Below are 20485 nucleotides of genomic sequence, written 5' to 3' on the forward strand. Positions count from 1 at the left end.
TTATCTTAATTTTAGAGTAATAATTGAGAGTATCGCTAACAAAATAGCTACAATCCAAAATCGAGTTACAATTTTACTCTCATGATACCCCTTCTTTTGATAATGATGATGCAATGGTGCCATCAGGAAAACTCTTTTACCATCGCCGAAGCGTTTTTTCGTATATTTAAAATAACTAACCTGTATCACGACCGATAGATTTTCGACTAAAAAAACACCGCACAATAACGGAATCAATAATTCTTTACGAACTGCAATAGCCAACACCGCAATAATTCCTCCGATGGTCAGACTTCCAGTATCACCCATAAAAACGGATGCGGGATAGGAGTTATACCAAAGAAACCCAATTAATGATCCAACAAACGCAGCTATAAAAACCGTCATCTCCCCTGAATTAGGGATATACATGATGTTTAAATAATTGGAGAAAATAATATTCCCAGAAACGAAAGTAAAAATACCCAACGCTAAAACAGATATCGCCGAGGTTCCTGCTGCGAGACCATCAATTCCGTCTGTTAAATTAGCTCCGTTTGAAACCGCTGTGATAATAAAAATAACAACCGGGATAAAAATCACCCAAGCCCATTTTTCATATCCTTCACCTGTCCAAGCCAATAATTCAGCATAATCGAATTCATTATTTTTAAAAAAAGGAATCGTAGTGGCTGTAGATTTTTCTTCAACCGGAGTCTCCGTTATTACGTTTTCTGTAGTGACTCTGAAAACATCTCCTTTACCGGTATCTGTTCGCACTGTTACTGCGGGACTAAAATAAAGAACGGCTCCAACAATCAGACCTAATCCCACTTGTCCGAATACTTTAAAAATTCCTTTTAATCCTTGCTTATCTTTTTTAAATATTTTAATATAGTCATCAACAAAACCGATGGTTCCCATCCACAAAGTAGTTACGATCAACAACAGCACGTAAATATTTTGCAGTTTTGCAAACAACATTACAGGAACTAGCGTAGCGAATATGATAATTAAACCTCCCATGGTTGGCGTTCCCGCTTTTTCATTTTGTCCTGCTAATCCAAGTTCACGAACCGTCTCCCCCACTTGCTGATTTTGCAAAAAACGAATGATTCTTTTTCCATAAATCGTAGACAACAATAAAGAAAGTATAAAGGCTAATGCCGATCTAAATGTTATATATTGAAAAACTCCAGTTCCGGAAATATTCAATGTCTTATCTAAGTATTCAAATAAATAATACAGCATATTTTTACTATTTATGAAGTTGTTCTAATATCTCTTTTACTATTTTCATGTCATCAAAATCATGACGCACACCATTGATTTCTTGGTAGGTTTCATGCCCTTTTCCCGCAATCAAAATAATATCGTTTGGCTGAGCAAATTGACACGCTGTTTTTATAGCTTGCTTTCTATCAGATATCGCAAGCACTTTTTTATAATTCTCTGCCGTAACCCCTTCTTCCATTTCTTTGATAATCGTATCAGGATCCTCATTTCTTGGATTATCAGACGTAAGAATTACTTTATCACTCAATTCAGAGGCTATACTAGCCATAATCGGGCGTTTCGTTTTATCTCTATTGCCCCCGCAACCCACGACAGTAATCAACTGTTCGTTTTTAGTCCGAATGTCATTGGTTGTTTTTAAAACATTTTCCAATGCGTCGGGAGTATGAGCATAATCAACAATAGCAGTGATATTTGTAGTAGAAACAATGTATTGGAATCTTCCCGATACACTTTCCAGCTCAGATAACAAACGCAGTGTTTCTAAACTATCCATTCCTAATTCAACTGCAGTACCATATATTGCCAAAACATTATAAGCATTGAACGTTCCGATTAGTTTTACCCAAACTTCATTCCCTTCAATCTTTAACAATAATCCCGACAATTCATTCTCGAGAATTTGTGCTTTGTAATCAGCATAAGATTTTAAAGCATAGCTGCGTTTATTAGCCACTGTATTTTGTAACATTACAGCACCATTTTTGTCATCAACATTAGTCAGTACAAAAGCATTTTTTGGAAGGTTATCAAAAAAAGATTTCTTAACATCCCTATACTCTGCAAAAGTGGGATGATAATCCAAATGATCGTGAGACAAATTGGTAAAAACTCCACCTACGAAATGCAATGCTTCTGTTCTTTTTTGATGAATCCCATGAGAACTTACTTCCATGAAACAATATTCAACACCAGCATCTCTCATCTCCGCTAAGTAATGATTAATCGTGATTGAATCAGGCGTCGTATGTGTGGCTTTGTATTCGATATCGTCAACTAAAATTTTTACCGTAGAAATCAATCCTACTTTAAAGCCCGCTTTTTTAAATAATTGATATAATAAAGAAGCTATGGTAGTTTTACCGTTTGTTCCAGTGATACCAACTAACTTTAATTTTTTCGATGGATTACCGAAATAATTAGCCCCCATAAAAGCCAATGCCTCATTAGTATCTACAACCTGTATGTATGTAACTCCATCTTCAAATTGTTCAGGAAAAGTATCACAAACAACTACTGCTGCTCCCAATTCAATTACTTTTTGAATGTAATCATGTCCGTCTGACACGGAGCCACGAATAGCGACAAAAATGTCATTTGCTTCAATTTTTCTTGAATCAAACTCGATTTTCTGCACGGCAACTTCCTCTGAGCCAGAGATCGCTTTTATTGCGACTTTATGTAATATGTCTTTTAGTATAATCACAATAATTCTAATATTATAGTTGTGTTTTTTATTATATCCTGACCTGCTTGAAGCGATTGTGTCTTCACCTTTCCCATGCCGACTGCTTTTACTTTTACACCTAAATTCTCTAATAAAGCAATCGCATCCATTCCTGCCATCCCTTTAACGTTAGGAATTGACCGCTGTGACTTCTGTAGTTTAGCAAAGTAGTTGTTATAATTTTTTTCCTGTTTAGGTACTTTTCTATCTATATTTTTAATTTCGTTTGTCGAAGGAACATCTGTAAAAATCTTTTGTGCAATTCTTTTAAAAACCGGCCCTGCAACATCTGCACCATAATAATTGTTATTCACCGTGCTTGGTTTATGTACCACGACTATACAAGAAAACTTAGGATTATCTGCTGGAAAGTATCCTACAAAAGACGAAGCATAGTATTGGCCTGACCCACCATCTTTGCCATAATTAACTTGCGCTGTCCCTGTTTTACCTGCCATCGAGAAGTCTTTTGAGTACAGTTTTGACCCTGTCCCTCTTTTAACCACATTTTTTAAAACTGCTTTCAATTTCAGCAATGTTTCGGTTGAACATATCTTTGGGTTAATGACCTGTTTTTCCATTTTAACAATGGTTTTGTTCCACTCTTTTATCTCTGACACAAATTGCGGTTTTACCAATACCCCATTATTAGCAACAGCATTATAAAATGCCAAAGTCTGCATTGGCGTTACTGAAACTCCATACCCAAAGGCCATCCAAGGAAGCGAAATATTAGACCAATTTTTGTCGCTTGGTTGCGGAATAAAAGGCCTTCCTTCCCCTTCAAAATCCATATTAAGCTTCTTATTTAATCCATAAGAGTTTACATGGTTGACAAATTTTGAAGGATTATTTTTATAATTTTCGTAAACCGCCTGAACCATAACGGTATTTGAGGACAACTCAAATCCTCTAGCCAAAGATATTTTTCCATATCCTCCCTTATGAGAATCCCTTACTGCCTTCCCTGAATATCTTATCTCCCCACCATAAGTATCGTAAACCGTACTTGTATCAGCCACTTTATCTTCTAGTATAGCCATTAAATCAACTAATTTAAAAGTCGATCCCGGTTCGTGGGATTCAGCAACAGCATAATTTGTTGTTTCATAATAAGTACCGTCATTGGCTCTACCTAAATTAGCAATTGCACGTACTTTCCCTGTTTCAGTTTCCATTACCACTACGCAACCATGATCTGCTTCATACTCTTGCAATTGTTTTAATAGAGCATGATGTGCAATATCTTGTATGTAGACATCTATGGTTGATATTACATCATAGCCGTCTTGCGGGTCAACTTCATTAACATCACGAATAGGCTTCCACTGCCCCTTTGCTATTTTTTGCTTAAGAATCTTACCATCTTTCCCATTTAAATATTTCCTGTATGCCCACTCAATCCCTTTTCCGTCATAAGTGCCCGCAGGTGTTTTTCTTTCATAACCAATAGTACGTTCGGCTATTTTACCTATTGGATGCTCCCTAACTGTTTTTTGTTCAACAATAATACCGCCCTTGTAGGCACCTAATTTAAACAAGGGAAATCCTTTAATTTTTATGTAATCGGTGTAGCTTAAATTCCGGGCAATTAAATAATATCGATTGTTAGTTGCTCTCGCTCTTCTCAATTCATTCTGATAAAAACTACTTGATTTGTCCAAAACAACCGCCAGCGAATCAGATAATGCTTGTACATTCTTCTCAAATATTTCCATTTTTGGCGCTAAAGCATCAAAACGTATTTCGTAATTAGGAATTGAAGTAGCCAATAAGCTCCCGTCAGAAGAATATATATTCCCTTTATTTGAAGGGATAACGAAATTTTTAACTGTTCTTTCCTTAGCTAATTTTCTATAATAATCTCCTTCAACCCACTGAATGTTAGTCAACTTAACAGCAATAGCGATCGCTACCAAAAAGATAGCAAATGCAACAAGATAGATTCTGTACGATATGTGTTTATCCTCTACTGCCATATTTTTTTAAGAAAAGTTTTCTCTTCTTCTTTTTTTACTTTTATTTTAATTGGAGGAACAGTTGCTGGGAAAATTTGTTTTTCCACCATTTTTTCAGAAACAGTCGATTCCATTTTCAATTTCATCAATTGAGAACGTCTGTCAACAAATTCTGAACGCAATTCTTTCACTTCAGTCGTTAATTTTGCAATTGTAAAAACCTTCTGCTCAAAACGTTGTGTATTAGCAATCATGAGGATAGCTAAAAGAATAAGAAAAACGATAAAACGCCAATTTTTCATCGCATCATCATCGATAAGAAACCTCGCTTTTAATATGTTATAAACACCGTTTTTCATTCTAGATTATTTCTTTTCAGCTATTCTTAGTTTAGCACTTCGAGCTCTATTATTTACCTTAATCTCTTCTTTATCCGGTACTATTAGCTTTCCAATAGTCTTAAACGGCACGGAAAAATTTCCAAAAAAATCACGTTCAGGCTCCCCTTCAAACATCCCGTTTTTCATAAATCGTTTCACCAATCTGTCTTCTAATGAATGATATGAAATAACACTTAATCGTCCTCCCGGTTTTAATACCTCTAATGACTGCTCCAAAAATTCCTTCAAAACATCCATTTCTTGATTTACTTCAATTCGAATAGCTTGATAGATTTGAGCTAGTATTTTGTTCCTAACTCTGTCTGGTAAATGTTTTGCCAAAACCTCCTTTAATTCATCGGTAGTCTTAATAGTTTGTACCTCTCTAGCGTCAGCAATAGTTCTTGCCAAAACGGGAGCGTTTTTCAACTCTCCATAGTCCAAGAATACTCGCTTTAAGTTTGCCTCGTCGTATTCATTAACCACTTTATAAGCATTGAGGTCATTTTTTTGACTCATCCTCATATCTAATTCGGCGTCAAACCGAGTAGAAAAACCTCTTTCGGCCACATCAAATTGATGAGAAGAAACTCCTAAATCAGCCAAAATCCCGTCAACACTTTTCAATCCGTAAAAACGCAAGAAACGTTTGATAAATCTAAAATTTTCATTAATAAGAGTAAACCGCTCATCTGGCAAAGCATTTGCCAAAGCGTCCTCATCCTGATCAAAAGCAAACAGTTTCCCATCTGGCCCCAACCTGCTCAATATTTCTTTTGAATGCCCGCCTCCACCGAAGGTTACATCTACATACACGCCATCAGGCTTAATATTTAAACCATCTACTGATGCTTGAAGCAAAACCGGATTATGATATTCCATTGTCGTCGTCATTTATGTTTCCCATTACATCTTCTGCTAAATCTGCAAAATCTACGTCTTCACCACTTATCGATTTTTCATATAAATCTTTATCCCATATCTCCACTATGTTTACAGCGGAAGAAAAGACCACTTCCTTAGAAATACTGCCGAAAGACACCAAATCTCTAGGAATCAACAATCTTCCCAAAGAATCAATATCCACTACTTTTACACCAGCAGTGAATCTGCGGATAAAATCATTATTCTTCTTTACAAACCGATTCAGTTTATTAATTTTGGCCATCATCACATCCCATTCTTCCATAGGATATAACTCCAAACAAGGCTGAAAAACAGAACGCTTCAAAACAAAACCGCTTTGAAGAGAAAGTGTCAATTGCTTTTTCAAGGGCGCTGGCAACAGTACCCTTCCTTTAGCATCAACCTTACATTCATATGTTCCAACAATTGTATTCAAAAGAATAGTTTTAAAATTATATAAAGCAAAAATATGAAAAATATCACCACTATTTACCACTATCTACCACTTTGTTAATAAGTTTAACCACATATAAGCAGAACCCCTTAGTTTTCAGACTATCAGACTGTCAGACCATTAGCCACTTTACAAGTTAGACACAAGAATATTCAAACTATCAAAATTCTTATCCATTTACCTTCAGAAATTTAACTTCAATACCCATTCTTCTCTAATAGGAAACACCTTTAAAAAGAGTAATTTGACATAATATTTATGTCCTGAAAAATAAATACGATCAAAATTCACCAATATGATCAAAAATCGTTTTCAAAAATTCTTTTTAATTTATTAAATCCTATATTTGTGAAAATTGAAAATCCGTATTCAAAAACATGGAAAAAAACTATAAGAAGGAAGGTAAATACAGCTATTATGAAGCTGGAGAAGGAACGCCACTAGTAATCTTACATGGGCTAATGGGAGGGTTAAGTAATTTTGATGCTGTAGCCAGTTATTTTTCTGACAAAGGATACAAAGTTGTTATCCCGGATTTGCCTATCTATTCACAAAATATTTTAAAAACAAACGTAAAAAGTTTTGCTAAATACGTTAAGGATTTTATAACTTTTAAAGGGTTTGACAGAGTAATTCTTTTAGGGAATTCGCTGGGAGGCCATATCGCCCTATACCATACAAAAATGTACCCTGAAAAAGTTGCAGGACTTGTAATAACAGGAAGTTCCGGCTTATATGAAAGTGCTATGGGTGATAGCTATCCAAAAAGAGGTGATTACGAATACATCAAGAAAAAAGCCGAAGACGTTTTCTACGACCCTGCAGTAGCTACACCAGAATTGATTGACGAAGTCTATGCATCTATAAATGACAGAAGAAAACTAATCAAAACATTGACAATTGCCAAAAGTGCTATTCGTCATAATATGGCAAAAGATCTTCCAAAGATGCATGTACGAACTTGCATTATCTGGGGCAAAAACGATAAAGTTACACCTCCGGATGTAGCTGAAGAATTTAATAAATTACTACCCAACTCCACTTTATATTGGATTGACAAATGTGGTCATGCGGCAATGATGGAACAACCGGAAGAGTTCAATCACTTGCTTGAAGAATGGCTAACTAAATCCAACTTATAAGTACCTCTCTCTTTAAAAAGAGATTTTACACAAAAAAATATGAAAATCAACACCGCCGAATTCGTAATTAGCAACTCCGATGTTAGCAAATGTCCTAAAGACCGTTTGCCAGAATATGCTTTTATAGGTAGGTCTAATGTTGGAAAGTCCTCATTGATCAATATGTTGACCAACCAAAAAAAATTAGCGAAAACATCAGGAAGACCAGGTAAAACACAGCTAATAAATCATTTCCTGATAAACAACAATTGGTTCTTAGTTGATTTACCAGGATATGGTTATGCTAAGGTATCCAAAAAAACAAAATCAGTTTTCCAGCAGTTTATAACTGATTATTTCGAAACAAGAGAACAATTAGTTTGCGCCTTTGTTTTAATCGATATTCGCCATGAAGCTCAAACAATAGATATTGAATTCATGTCTTATATGGGAGAGAGTGAAATTCCTTTTTGCATCATTTTCACCAAAGCAGACAAAATCAGTAAGGTAAAAATAGATTCGCATATTGCGGCTTACAAGAAAAACATGTTCACTAACAATTGGGCTGAAATGCCTCCATATTTTGTGACCTCTGCAACAGAATCGTTGGGAAAAGAAGATGTTTTAAAGTACATCGACGAAGTAAACCAAGAAGTCTTTAAGAACAACAGTTAATTTTAATAAAAGACTACAATGATTCCTAAATAATAAAACATCCCAGAACTTAAATTTAAGCTTTGGGATGTTTTTCATTACAGCAGAAATCGATCTTACTTCTTCAACTCTAACTTTTCTGCAAAATATTCGCAAAAATCTTTCATGGTATCCGCCATCTTTTCATCACCGGTGGCACGATGAAAAGTATCTGACATTGCCACCAATGTTTGATGAAAGAAAATTTTCATTTCATCAACCGGCATCTCTTTTGTCCATAAATCAATACGCATACTTTCTTTTGACTTACTGTCCCAAACAGACAACATAATTGCTTTTGCCTCTTCTAAATCTACCCCTCCGTCTTTTGCGGACCATAATAGCTTTTCTGGAACACGGTTTTCATCTAACTCTACAAGGAATTTAATTTCCGATCTGTTTTTATCTGACATTACTTTCTAGGTTTGTATTTTGATTTTTCAAATATTTCTTTAGCACTTGTGCCTACTAATTGTTGCAAAGATACTTCATTGTTTTTCATATACGAACGAACAATTTGCCATCCTATCCAACCCCCAACTTGGCCAGGCGTTTCATTGTCAATTTCCAAATAAAATTTAGAAAAGGGAGCCGGATTTATAAAACGCGGCATTAGTTTTTGATCATCACTATAGAGCATTTCTTTTTCAATAAAATAACGCCACATATAACTTTCATTTTGATCACACCATTCTATCTGCTCTTTTGTATATCCCATCTTATCAGCATCGCTATATTCAGGAAGCAAAACATCTTTAAAGTACAACTCCTTTCCCGAATCTATCATTTTGGATAATAAATTTTTAGCCATAACAGGTGATGCTTTTCGTTTATAAAAGCTCGAAACGACGTCAGCCATGATCTGGTTTTCCTCAAAATTCTGCTTTATATATTTAGGAAACTGATAAAACTTGTGCTCTTTACCCAAATACATTTCAAGGGAAATAATTACCAGACTATCCGCATAAATGACTTTGTTGTTGTAATCCATTTCGGAAATTACAGTAATTACCTTGGGTGTTTCCGTTTTTGGGAAATGATACTTTATATGCTTAAAAAGTACCTCCAGTTTGCTTTTAACCGGTTCAAAATCCGGATATTTTTTCTGCACCTCTGTGTACAATTCTCTCCAAAGAGGATCCTGCATTTTGTCCAACCAAACGGCATCTTCATTTCCCGGTGGAAAGAAAAAGGGAAACTCTTTTTTTATTTTATCCAAATCTTTCGGTTTGGTTTCAAAGAACACTTTATCAAAACGCTCCACCTTTATTTCCATGGGAATTTCATCGATAGCTACTTCTTCTTTATTTTTTTTATCACAGGATAAAAAAAAGCAACATAGCACTAAAGCATATATATATTTATTCATTTTTTTTAATTAAATTTGCCTAGGAAAAATCAGTCAAAACAATATCCCCCCTTATTTGGCTTTGCAAATATACATTCCTGCTTTTGAAAACGTAAACTATTATGATTAAAAAAAATACGATTCAAGTTGAGAAGGTCAATACCCAAATTGTTAATTGGTTAAAAACCTATGCTGAAAACGCAAAAGTAAATGGATTTGTTGTTGGAATTTCCGGCGGAGTAGATTCGGCGGTAACTTCAACTCTGTGTGCTCAAACCGGACTGAAAGTTCTATGTGTTGAAATGCCTATTCACCAACATGAAAGTCATGTGAGTCGCGGACGTGAGCACATTAAGCAGTTGAGAAATAGATACCCTAATGTTTCAACAACCACTGCGGATCTCACTTCAGTTTTTGAAAGCTTTAAAAGTGTGGTTCCCTCTGACTTTGAAGAAAATAAACTAAATATAACTCTTGCTAACACGCGTGCTCGTTTACGAATGACCACTTTATATTATTTTGCTGGAATACATGGATTATTAGTCGCAGGAACAGGGAACAAAGTAGAAGATTTTGGCGTTGGGTTTTACACAAAATATGGAGATGGCGGTGTAGACCTCAGTCCAATTGCTGACTTAATGAAATCAGAAGTATTTATGTTAGCTGCTCATTTAAAAGTCCCCGATTCCATTTTAAACGCGGCTCCATCTGATGGACTCTTTGGAGACGAAAAAACAGATGAAGCACAATTAGGCGCTACTTATGATGAATTAGAGTGGGCGATGATTGAGGATGAAGCAGGAAAAAGCATTACTGATTTTTCTGGAAGAGAAAAAACGGTTTTTGACATATATAAAAGGCTAAACAAAATTAACCAACACAAAATGAAAGAAATACCTGTTTGTTTAGTTAAACGGGATTAATGGTCTTTTATCCGAATAATTAGAAATAATAACTAATTTTTTATATATTTAATAAAGAAACATGACTAAAAACTCTAAAACTAAAAATCATGATTAAAGTTTGTTTAGCAGATAACTACCCGGTAGTACACTTTGGAGTGAAATCTTATTTTAAAGATCATGCCGAAATATCAGTCGTTGCCAATGTTGGTAATTTTTTAATGATTCGTGATATTCTCCAAACTAAAGATATTGATGTTTTAATTTTAGACTTAGAACTGGAAGGTCTTTCCAGTATTTTTGAAGTCAAATCAATTTTAAAAAACTTTCCTAAGACGAAAATCATTATATTCAGTGGCCTTTCAGAGCAGATTTATGCACCAAATGCTATTAAAGCCGGTGTTTCAGGATTTGTTCACAAAACAGAAAAGTTGGAAACCTTAGGTTTATCAATTATTAAAGTGAATCAAGGAAAGATCATCATGAATGAAACCGTGAAGAAAAACCTAGCCTTAATTGCAAAACAAAGCAAAAGCGAACGTTTGTATCGAAAACTTTCCAATCGTGAGGTTGAAGTGTTGCGTTATTTAAGTGGAGGTAAAAAGAATCACGAAATTGCTGAAATTTTGGGTCTTAACGAGAAAACGATAAGCACCTACAAGTTGCGTTTGTTAACGAAACTGAACGTTACTAATCTAGTTGATTTAGTAAACAAAGCAAAAACATTAGAAATAGTATAATTAAAATCGAGACATAACCCGCCCTAATTTTTTAGAAAAAGCAGAAGTTAGACCGAGGTAATCTTTAATCATAGTCATAGGCTCCGTATTATCTGATGTAGATGTTATGGAGCTTTTTATTTCCTCAATAATTTTACCTACTAAATACCAGCGCAGCGTTAAAATAGTCTCTGAGACATTTTGACCTATCGTGTCCTTTTTATATTTTGGAAAAATATTTTGTCCCTCCCAATTGTGTAAAACAACCCTTTCGTCTTCCATTAAAATATCCGTAACCTCCTGTGCAAACTCAGGCTGTAAATGCATCAGGTATTGCTCTAAACTGAAACCTTCATTTTGAAGATAATAATTAATCAGATCATTGAATATATCCCGAAACAAGGGGTTTGCTAATTCTACCTCATCTTCCTGTAAGCTCAAATAGATTCTGTGAAATACTTTATATTCCTTTTTTTCAATCACATGTTCAATTTCGCCTTCTCCATTGGATTTCAAAAGCACATCTTCAAACTCCTCCGTTTTATCACCATACAGCAGCAACATCTCTATGATTTTTCGTTCTAAACGATAAAGAACATCCACTTTTTCTACATCGGCTGGATTTTCGCTTTTCACAATTTCCAACGCCTTATACTGTTGCTTTTGTTTTTTCCCCACTTCAGCAGTGTCTTTCTGAACCAACTGCGCTAAAGTACTAACCAACACCTGCTCTGAAATATCCATTATTCGGGAACATTCCTGAATGTATATTTCGCGTTGGATTCTATCTGGTATTTTAGAAATACTAACTACCATATCCCGAATCAAATCGGCTTTCTTTATTGGGTCATTCTTGGCTTCATTCATCAAAAGCGATGCTTTAAACTGAATAAAATCTTTTGCATTGTTTTCGAGATACGCAACTAAGTCATCATGAGATGTTTTCTTGGCAAAGCTGTCCGGATCTTCTCCGTCAGGAAAAGTACAAACCTTTACATTCATGCCTTCTTCCAGAATCAAATCGATTCCTCGAACGGAAGCACGCAATCCGGCTGCATCACCATCAAAAAGAACCGTAATGTTTTTTGTTAGCCTATTAATTAAACGTATTTGATCAGGAGTCAATGCCGTTCCTGAAGAGGAAACCACATTCTCAATTCCAACTTGATTAAACTGAATGACATCGGTGTACCCTTCAACTAAAAAACAGTTGTTGAGTTTGGCAATAGACTGTTTGGCCTGAAAAATACCGTATAACACCTTACTTTTATGATAAATCTCGCTCTCAGGTGAGTTTAAATACTTAGCTGCCTTTTTATCATTGGTCAATATTCTTCCCCCAAAACCGAGTATCCTTCCAGACATACTTTGTATCGGAAACATAACGCGACTCTTAAAACGGTCAAAGGGTCTATCTTCTCTGGGGATTGTTAAACCTGTACTTTCCAGGAATTCTAATTTGTAACCTTTCCCAAGCGCTTCTTTTGTAAAAGCATCCCAAGTACCTGGAGAATATCCAAGGCTAAACTTTTCAATGGTTTCATTGGTAAATCCCCTTTCTTTAAAATAAGAAAGACCTATTGCTTTTCCTTCTTCCGTTTTTAAAAGTGTTTTATGAAAATAATCTTTTGCAAATTCAGAAACCAAATACATACTCTCTCGAATATCTGTATTTGCTTTTTCTTCGTTTGTTTGCTCTGTTTCCTCTATTTCTATATTGTATTTCCTGGCTAAGTAGCGGATGGCTTCAGGATACGTAAAATGCTCATGTTCCATTAAAAAAGCAACAGAATTGCCCCCTTTCCCAGAACTAAAATCTTTCCAAATTCCTTTAGCTGGTGATACCATAAAGGATGGGGAACGTTCATCAGAGAACGGGCTCAATCCTTTAAAATTACTTCCAGCTCTCTTTAATTGGACGAAATCACCAATAACCTCCTCTACACGAGCAGTTTCAAAAACAGTATCTATAGTCGCCTTTGTAATCATTGTTGTTTTGCAGTAAAAAGGCAAATATACAAAGTTTGTAATTTGAAAATCAGTTTTAAAGAATCTAAATTTTAAGTGAAAAAGAAGACTGACGAACAAAAATCTTATTTCAAAATAAAACAGATTTAAGCACCAAAAATATGTTTGAAATTTACAGATATATCGCTCTCTAACCTAAAAATTTGATAACTCAAATCTTTATAATTTAAAAGTAACTTACATGAATATTTAGTAAGAAAAATAGATGAAAAACAAAGGATAACTGTACATATATCCAACAGAATAGTATTCAAATAATTAAGAAAAACTAGTCTCTTAATCATCATAAATAAAACAACTAATAAAAATATTATCAAATAGTTCAATACTAAACTTCTCCTTTTTATTATTCTAACATTTGAAACGTTACTTATATCAACATTAACAACGTTACCTTTCAATACTACAGAAAGGTTACTTTCAGTTATAATGTATTTACTATCATATTGAGTAATATATGAAAGTTTATCAAAATTCGATTTTATACTATATTCCATTTTATCAAAATATCACATTACGTTTATACTTAAAAAGGAGTAAACTGTAACATATTAAACAGTTCGAAATTACCACTGTATCTCTGACTACGTCTAGTTTTTATTAATAACTTAAAAACTATTCCTAAAAATTAAAAAACACATGTATTAAAGAAATAAAAATGTTTTTCTTAAAATAGATTACAGCAAATTATCCACCTAAAAACATGTTAATCAACTCATTTACCTTATGATATAATAAAATTTTAAACTAATTTGCACTCAAAATTGAAGGTTCAAATCTTAACCCGTAATTAAAAATAATTAAATGCACACTTCACAGGAATTAAATGATTCAAATTCAGTTAGTTTAGGCTTAACAGAAATGGAACTTAAAAGTGAATTTAATACTATTTTAAAGTTTCTAACTGAGATTTGTAAAGTTTCAGGTGCCTTTATTTCAATAAAAAAGAAGCAAGAAGACATTATCTTATTTAAAAAAGGCTTGAAGAATTTCAATACCCCAAATGAAATTGTACATTTTAATGACCTTACCAGTAGCCATGACAATTTAATTCTTTCTGGTGCAAATCAAAATTGCAACTATAAATTAAATGGCTTTGAGGAAGTTTATACATTTTTTGCAGGGTTTCCAATCAACCTGACTAATAAATCAATCGTAGCTAATCTTTGTTTGTTAAACAATAAAAACAAACTACTTAGTAAAACAGAATTAAAAATCATCGAACAATGTGCTTGCCAAATAGAATCTACACTAAATCTTAGATTACAAAACTCTAATCTAAAAACGCAGCTCAGTGAAGTAAAGCTTCAATTTGAATACTTTATCGATAATTCAAACGACATTATTTATGGATACACCTTAGATGGTATAATAACATACGCTTCTACAAATTCTAAATCATCAATAGGCCTGAGCCCGCATGAACTTATTGGTACAAGCATTAACGCCCTTATTCATCCAGAAGACGTAGTAAAGTATTCTGATTTACTAGATACTATTAAATTAAATGAAAAAAATAATAAAAACCTTACTTATAGAGTAAAACATAAAGGAGGACATTACATTTGGTATTCTTCCAAGATTAAATTAACAGAAAAAAATAATCAACTTTTTTACGTAGTAAATTGTAAAGACATTTCAAGCTTTGTTGAAAGTGAACAAGAACTCCAGCTACAAAAAGAATTCTACGAAACTATCCTCAACCATTTATCTTCAGATGTTGCCGTATTTGATCCTAATCACAAGTACCTTTATTTAAACCCTATCGCCATTAAAAATAAAGAACTCAGGGAATATATTATTGGAAAAGATGATTTTGAATATGCTAAACATACTAACAGAACAGCTGATTTTGCAATTGAAAGACACGCTAAATTTATTCAAGCGATTCAAAATAAAAAAACGTTGTCATGGAATGAAGAATTATGTAATGCTATTGGAGAAAAAACTATTCATAATAGAAAATTTACACCTGTATTTAATGACAACGGGACTCTTGCAATGATGATCGGCGTTAGCGTAGACATCACTGAAAACACAAAAATCCAAAATGAAATTTTAAAAAACCGTCAACTTGTAACAAGTATTCTTGAAAACGTTGCTGTTGGTATTTTAGTTCAAGGCCCCCAAACAGAAATTATAGAAAATAATAAAGCTGCTTGCAAAATGCTGGGACTCACCCAAGATCAACTTTTAGGAAAAACCTCTTATGACGACTATTGGGAGATAATTCATGAAGATGGTTACGCCTATAAACCTGAAGAGTTCCCCGTTCCCCAAGCTATAAATAAGTCAAAACCAATCAATAACATAGTAATGGGAGTCCGTCGTCCTATAACCAATGATCTAATTTGGTTATTAGTTGATGCAACTCCAGTTTTTCAAGATACTAATGAACTTCTTTATGTAGTAAGTTCTTTCAACGACATCACAGCACAGAAAAAAACAGAAAGAGCGCTAAAAATCAGCAATGAACGCTTTGAATATGTCAATAAGGCTACTTCTGATGTAATTTGGGATTGGGAAATAGGTTCTGAAAATTTCATAATGTCAGAAAATTATACAAACCTATTTGGTCACAAATTAAATAATGACAACAAATTTTTAAAGGTTCAAGATTTCGAAAACCTTATTCATCCTGATGATTTAGAAAGAGTTCATAAAAACTTAAAAAGAGCACTTGAAAGCACAGCGAGTACTTGGTATGATGAATTCCGTTTTTTAAAATCTGATGGAACTTATGCCTATATAAAAGACAAAGCCTATATTATTCGCGACGAATCAGACAAATGGACACGCATGATTGGTGCGCAAACTGATGTAACAGAAAAAACAAAAATTGAACAACAAAACAAATTATTATTAGAAGAAAACAACAAAAACAAAAACATCCAACTTAATAAAGCTGAAAGCTTATACCGCCTTTTAGCAGACAATACAACGCACTTAGTATGTTTACATGATTTAAACATGACTTTTCAATATGTATCTCCTTCTGTAGAAGCATTAATTGGGTTTACTCCAGAAAGCCTGATTGGAAAAAACCCTATCGATTTTGCGCATCCGCGAGACATTAAAAGAATGATAATTGATTTTGACAATCTCAATTCAAAGCATGAACCGAACCGAAATGAGTACCGTTATCTAAATTCCACAGGAGCATACATCTGGTTAGAAACTGATGCTAAAATCGTTTTTGAAAACGCAGTTCCTATAAAAATTCAAACTAGTACAAGAGATATTTCAAAAAGAAAAGAAGCCGACTTTGCTATTGAAAAAACACTCAAACAACAACGTGAATTAAATGAACTACGTACTAATTTAGTTTCTACCATTTCTCATGAGTTTAGAACTCCAATGACAACCATAAGAACAAGTGCTGAATTAATGGAAATATATATTCAAGATCAACATTCTCAACGTGACCAAAATCTAAGAAAACAAACAACCAGAATCACGAGCGAAATTGACCGAATTATTGACTTAATGAATTCAGTTTTGATAATATCGAAAGATGACTCCGGAAAGACTACATTCAAGCCAATAAAATTCGATTTAAAAGAACTCTGTAAAACTATAACAGACACTAGTTTCAGCCAAAATATCAAAGGCCAAAAAGTAGATCTATATTTTGAAGGAAATCAATTTTTAATTTATGCAGACAAAAACTTAATAGAGTATGCGATATTTAACGTACTAAACAATGCCTTTAAATACTCTGAAAATTGCAAAAATGTACAACTGAATTTAATTTCTAATAAATCTGAAATTCAAGTTGAAATACTAGACTTTGGTATTGGAATACCAAAAAAAGATCAGTCAAAACTATTTAACACTTTTTATAGAGCCAGCAATACTGATGGAATTCAAGGAACAGGTTTAGGTCTTTATATTGTTAAAACATTCATAGAAAAAAACTCAGGCAAGATACAATTAGAAAGCATCCTTGGAAAAGGGACTAAAGTAACCCTACAATTACCAAAAGCATAAATTAAATCCTCTTTATAAAAAAACAACTAATTGTTGATGAAACAACACAAAGAAAAACTACGCCCTGAGTCTTTATCACTGTCAGTCTCGAAGTAACTGAAACAAAAAAAGCAAGCAGCACAACTATAAATACTGATATTATTCCGCACAAAATAAATATGGTAATTTTTAACGATAATTATCATCTTAAAAAGTATGGCTATAAATAATTTTTAGAATAATATCGATATCGCGTTATTTACTAAAACTGAATTCTGAATGATAAAAAAAAGGATGTATGAAAAAGACTAACGCTAAAAAAAATAAGTTTTATATTAAAAGAAGATACCAAAAGTATAAAATCAAATAATTTCATACAATTATTTGATTCCTTGTCTTAATAAAATTAAAAACTTATCATAACAGCTTACATTAAATATGATAATTAATTTGTTTTATCCCCCCGGATAAAATTTCCAGTAAGCTGTATGATAAGAGTTAAACCTACTTCGTAAAATTACTAAGTAAAAAAATAAAATCATTTACTTTTATTGATAGCTAGTAAAAAACTACTATTAATTTAAAAAAGAAGTTCGTGATAATCAGAAAAATATATTTTTGTACTAAATACAAAGGCTCTATATAACTTTAAAAAAAAGTACAATTGCCATCATTAAAACAAATATAGTAAGTGTAAGGCAAAAATATAAAAGACAAGTTATTCTCTTAATTTTATTTGAATTTAAAGAAGTTTCTAAATTATTCCCAACTTCTTTTGAAGGTCTGCTTTTTATCAAAATATTAGTTTTAATTTATTAAGACTAAAGCTTCTATATTACTAAATATAAGGGGTTTTGACATTACTAGTAATACATGATTTAAAAATAAATACTATTAATTAAAAAATATTTTATATTTGAGTGGATTTAACATAATCTCTTAAGGTCATGCCTACATACTTCTTAAAACTAGTCGAAAAATAAGACAAAGAATTAAAACCGGTCTCGTCTACTAAAAACTGCATATTCCTTTCTCCCAAGAAAATTAATTTAAGCGCATAATCCAATTTAAATTCTCTTATATACTGACTTATATTTTTTTTAGTGCGTTTTCTTATTTTTTTATCTAACGTGGATCTACTTACATGAAGTTGAAATGCTAGTTCTTCAATATCTATAGTTTTCTTAATGTTTTTGGATAAAATAGCATTAACTGATAATAGAAAATCTCTTTCAGATAATTTTATTACAACTTTTGAAAAAGGATTAGGCTTATTTTCTTCTTCTATTTGACGCTTTAAATGTAAGATATTATTAATTTTAAGTATTAGCTCTCGAGTTTTGAACGGTTTCATAATATAATCATTAACGCCATTCTCAAGTTGCTTGAACTTAGTTTGTTCATCAATATTAGCAGTGATAATTATGAAAGGAATAGTATTGAATTTACTGCTTTTTCTGATTTTTAAAAATAGTTCATCCCCACCCATAACAGGCATCATTAAATCACTTATTATAATGTCAGGCGAATTTCCATTCAGATACAGCAGCGCGTCATAACCGTTTTTAAGCCATTTCACATCAAAATTACTTACCGTTAGCAAATCCATAATAGAATCTCCTAAAGCGAGGTTATCTTCAATTAAAACTATATTTTTTTTTGCCTCGACCATATGACAAAAATAAACATAAAAATATTAAATTAACTGTTAATTTTTTTTACTTAATGATACTTATTTATGTTGAAATTACGAATTACAATAAATTTACTTTGGTTATTGAACTTGATAAATACAAATAATTTTAAGAAATCCAATTCCCGAAGAAAAAGCGTTTGCCTCATATAAAAAATTAGAGGAAAAAATAACTTTAAATACAGTATTGTCTCCAAAGCTAAAAGTCATCTTTAATCAGTTAAATAAAATTTGATAGTTTAAAAATCATTTACATGCAAGAATTGGAAATAATTAAAATAAAACACATGCATTAATGGGTGCCTTTTAAAAAAAGTTAAAGCACTTCAATTAACCTAATTGCAATCCTTATAGAAAACGAACCCTCATACCTCATTGAACAAAAAATAAAATATTAAAACCAAATTCACCTTACATCTTCCAAATGAATAAAAATAAAATACTGATTATTGATGATGAATTAAATATTAGAGAAACAATAAATGAATTACTCTGTCTAAAAAATTATGAGACTAAAACAGCTAATAATGGACAAGAAGCGCTTAATATTTTAGATACTTGGTTTCCTGACTTAATTATATGCGACATCATGATGCCAGTAATGGACGGGCAGGTTTTTCAAAACATAATAAAAAACAATAAATATCTAAGTACTATTCCTTTCATCTTTTTAACAGCGAAAATAGAAGATAACTTGATGCGTAGTTGTTTTAACGAGGGAGCTGATGACTTTTTAACCAAACCATTTAAGTCATCCGAGTTATTAAAAGTAGTAGAGTCGAAAATAACAAGATTTGCAAAAATTAAAAATGCCAATAATTTCTATGCCGGTAACCTCAATATTCTATCTCACGAAATCAATACTCCTCTCCATGGAATCTTAGGTTCAATTAATTTGTTGATGGACGACACTCTTAATTTATCACAAGAGGATGTTATTATTTTTCAGGAAGGAATTAAAACATCTGGCGAACGCTTGAATAGAACGATGCAAAATATAATTCATGTTGAGAACATCAAAAACAATAAATTCACAGTATCAAAAGATGATTGTGCAGAAATTAAGAATGTTTTAAAGAATGTCTTAAATAAAATTTCATTGCATTATGAAAAACAAAAAAATAGAGTTGTATCTAGACTCACAACTGCAGAATTAGAAATTAGTAAAGCTGATCTGAATTTTATTTTGTTTGAGCTACTAGACAATGCATTAAAATTCTCCCCAAAAAAGAAAAAAGTAGTTATTGAAGGAAGCGTATTTAGCGATGATTACTATGAAATTAATATATTTGATTACGGAGTTGGATTTAAAGAAGAAGAGCTAAAATTAATTGACGCTACAGTGCAGTTTAATCGTGATGAAAGAGAGCAACAAGGACTAGGATTAGGACTTTTTATCACTAAATCTATCATAAAAAAATCTAATGGAATCATAAGTATTGCATCGAAAGAAAATGAAGGTTCTAAAATTTCCATTTTACTTCCTATCCACAAGAAATAACCCCTTTCCTGATTCAATATCCGGAAGGGGGTTGTTAAGTAAGTCAAAATAAACCTAATTAAAATCAAATCGAACACCCGAGAAACATTGT

General features: G+C 32.7%; 16 protein-coding genes. 6 read left to right on the forward strand and 10 right to left on the reverse strand.

The annotated features are described in order from the left end of the window. The 6 genes from mraY to CXF59_RS09965 are packed head-to-tail and all read right to left on the reverse strand — an operon-like array spanning position 1 to position 6402. Positions 1-1230 carry a phospho-N-acetylmuramoyl-pentapeptide-transferase gene (gene mraY, locus CXF59_RS09940; RefSeq protein ID WP_101137643.1) on the reverse strand — a complete coding sequence of 410 codons (1230 nt, stop codon included), beginning with the start codon at positions 1228-1230 and terminating at the stop codon, positions 1-3. Between the two features lie 7 nt (positions 1231-1237). Further along, positions 1238-2701: a UDP-N-acetylmuramoyl-L-alanyl-D-glutamate--2,6-diaminopimelate ligase gene (locus CXF59_RS09945; protein WP_198554676.1), complete on the reverse strand. Its 1464-nt coding sequence runs from the start codon at positions 2699-2701 to the stop codon at positions 1238-1240. Then, positions 2698-4701 carry a penicillin-binding protein gene (locus CXF59_RS09950; RefSeq protein ID WP_101137644.1) on the reverse strand — a complete coding sequence of 668 codons (2004 nt, stop codon included), beginning with the start codon at positions 4699-4701 and terminating at the stop codon, positions 2698-2700. The genes CXF59_RS09945 and CXF59_RS09950 overlap by 4 nt, the downstream gene beginning before the upstream one ends. Continuing rightward, entirely contained in the window at positions 4692-5039 is a 348-nt protein-coding gene (locus CXF59_RS09955) for an FtsL-like putative cell division protein (RefSeq protein ID WP_101137645.1), read from the reverse strand. The genes CXF59_RS09950 and CXF59_RS09955 overlap by 10 nt, the downstream gene beginning before the upstream one ends. Positions 5040-5045: 6 nt before the next feature. Continuing rightward, positions 5046-5954 carry a 16S rRNA (cytosine(1402)-N(4))-methyltransferase RsmH gene (gene rsmH, locus CXF59_RS09960; protein ID WP_198554677.1) on the reverse strand — a complete coding sequence of 303 codons (909 nt, stop codon included), beginning with the start codon at positions 5952-5954 and terminating at the stop codon, positions 5046-5048. Further along, a complete protein-coding gene (locus CXF59_RS09965; RefSeq protein WP_101138518.1) occupies positions 5929-6402 on the reverse strand; it encodes a division/cell wall cluster transcriptional repressor MraZ in 474 nt (157 codons plus the stop codon). Before CXF59_RS09965 ends, rsmH begins: the two co-directional genes overlap by 26 nt. Before the next feature lie 395 nt (positions 6403-6797). On the opposite strand from CXF59_RS09965, the gene CXF59_RS09970 reads away from it, so the two are divergent. Together CXF59_RS09970 and yihA are read left to right on the forward strand one after the other, a co-directional pair. After that, positions 6798-7562 (forward strand): alpha/beta fold hydrolase, encoded by a 765-nt coding sequence (locus CXF59_RS09970; RefSeq protein WP_101137646.1) that lies wholly within the window; start codon positions 6798-6800, stop codon positions 7560-7562. 39 nt (positions 7563-7601) lie between these two features. Further along, on the forward strand, positions 7602-8216 hold the full coding sequence (gene yihA, locus CXF59_RS09975; RefSeq protein WP_101137647.1) for a ribosome biogenesis GTP-binding protein YihA/YsxC: 615 nt from the start codon (positions 7602-7604) through the stop codon (positions 8214-8216). 95 nt (positions 8217-8311) lie between these two features. On the opposite strand, the gene gldC is transcribed toward yihA, so the two are convergent. Together gldC and gldB are read right to left on the reverse strand one after the other, a co-directional pair. After that, positions 8312-8647 carry a gliding motility protein GldC gene (gldC, locus tag CXF59_RS09980; protein WP_101137648.1) on the reverse strand — a complete coding sequence of 112 codons (336 nt, stop codon included), beginning with the start codon at positions 8645-8647 and terminating at the stop codon, positions 8312-8314. Next, positions 8647-9603: a gliding motility lipoprotein GldB gene (gene gldB / locus CXF59_RS09985; protein ID WP_101137649.1), complete on the reverse strand. Its 957-nt coding sequence runs from the start codon at positions 9601-9603 to the stop codon at positions 8647-8649. The genes gldC and gldB overlap by 1 nt, the downstream gene beginning before the upstream one ends. A gap of 101 nt (positions 9604-9704) precedes the next feature. Between gldB and nadE the strand changes: the two genes are divergently transcribed. Then, the gene (nadE, locus tag CXF59_RS09990; protein ID WP_101137650.1) at positions 9705-10505 is read left to right on the forward strand and encodes an NAD(+) synthase; all 801 of its coding nucleotides are present in this window, start codon (positions 9705-9707) and stop codon (positions 10503-10505) included. A gap of 89 nt (positions 10506-10594) precedes the next feature. Next, positions 10595-11224, forward strand: coding sequence for a response regulator transcription factor (locus CXF59_RS09995; protein WP_101137651.1), 630 nt, complete (start codon positions 10595-10597; stop codon positions 11222-11224). Here the strand turns inward: CXF59_RS09995 and dnaG are convergent, their stop codons facing one another. Continuing rightward, on the reverse strand, positions 11225-13192 hold the full coding sequence (dnaG, locus tag CXF59_RS10000; RefSeq protein WP_101137652.1) for a DNA primase: 1968 nt from the start codon (positions 13190-13192) through the stop codon (positions 11225-11227). Between the two features lie 843 nt (positions 13193-14035). Between dnaG and CXF59_RS10010 the strand changes: the two genes are divergently transcribed. After that, positions 14036-17221 carry a PAS domain S-box protein gene (locus CXF59_RS10010; protein ID WP_101137654.1) on the forward strand — a complete coding sequence of 1062 codons (3186 nt, stop codon included), beginning with the start codon at positions 14036-14038 and terminating at the stop codon, positions 17219-17221. 889 nt (positions 17222-18110) lie between these two features. Here CXF59_RS10010 and CXF59_RS10015 read toward each other — a convergent pair. Continuing rightward, positions 18111-18872, reverse strand: a complete 762-nt coding sequence (locus CXF59_RS10015; RefSeq protein ID WP_101137655.1) for a response regulator — start codon at positions 18870-18872, stop codon at positions 18111-18113. Between the two features lie 445 nt (positions 18873-19317). Here CXF59_RS10015 and CXF59_RS10020 point away from each other — a divergent pair, with 445 nt between their 5' ends. Next, a complete protein-coding gene (locus tag CXF59_RS10020) occupies positions 19318-20394 on the forward strand; it encodes a response regulator (protein ID WP_101137656.1) in 1077 nt (358 codons plus the stop codon). Positions 20395-20485 lie beyond the last annotated feature (91 nt).

It is taken from the genome of Flavobacterium sp. ALD4 (assembly GCF_002836475.1).
Lineage (GTDB): Bacteria > Bacteroidota > Bacteroidia > Flavobacteriales > Flavobacteriaceae > Flavobacterium.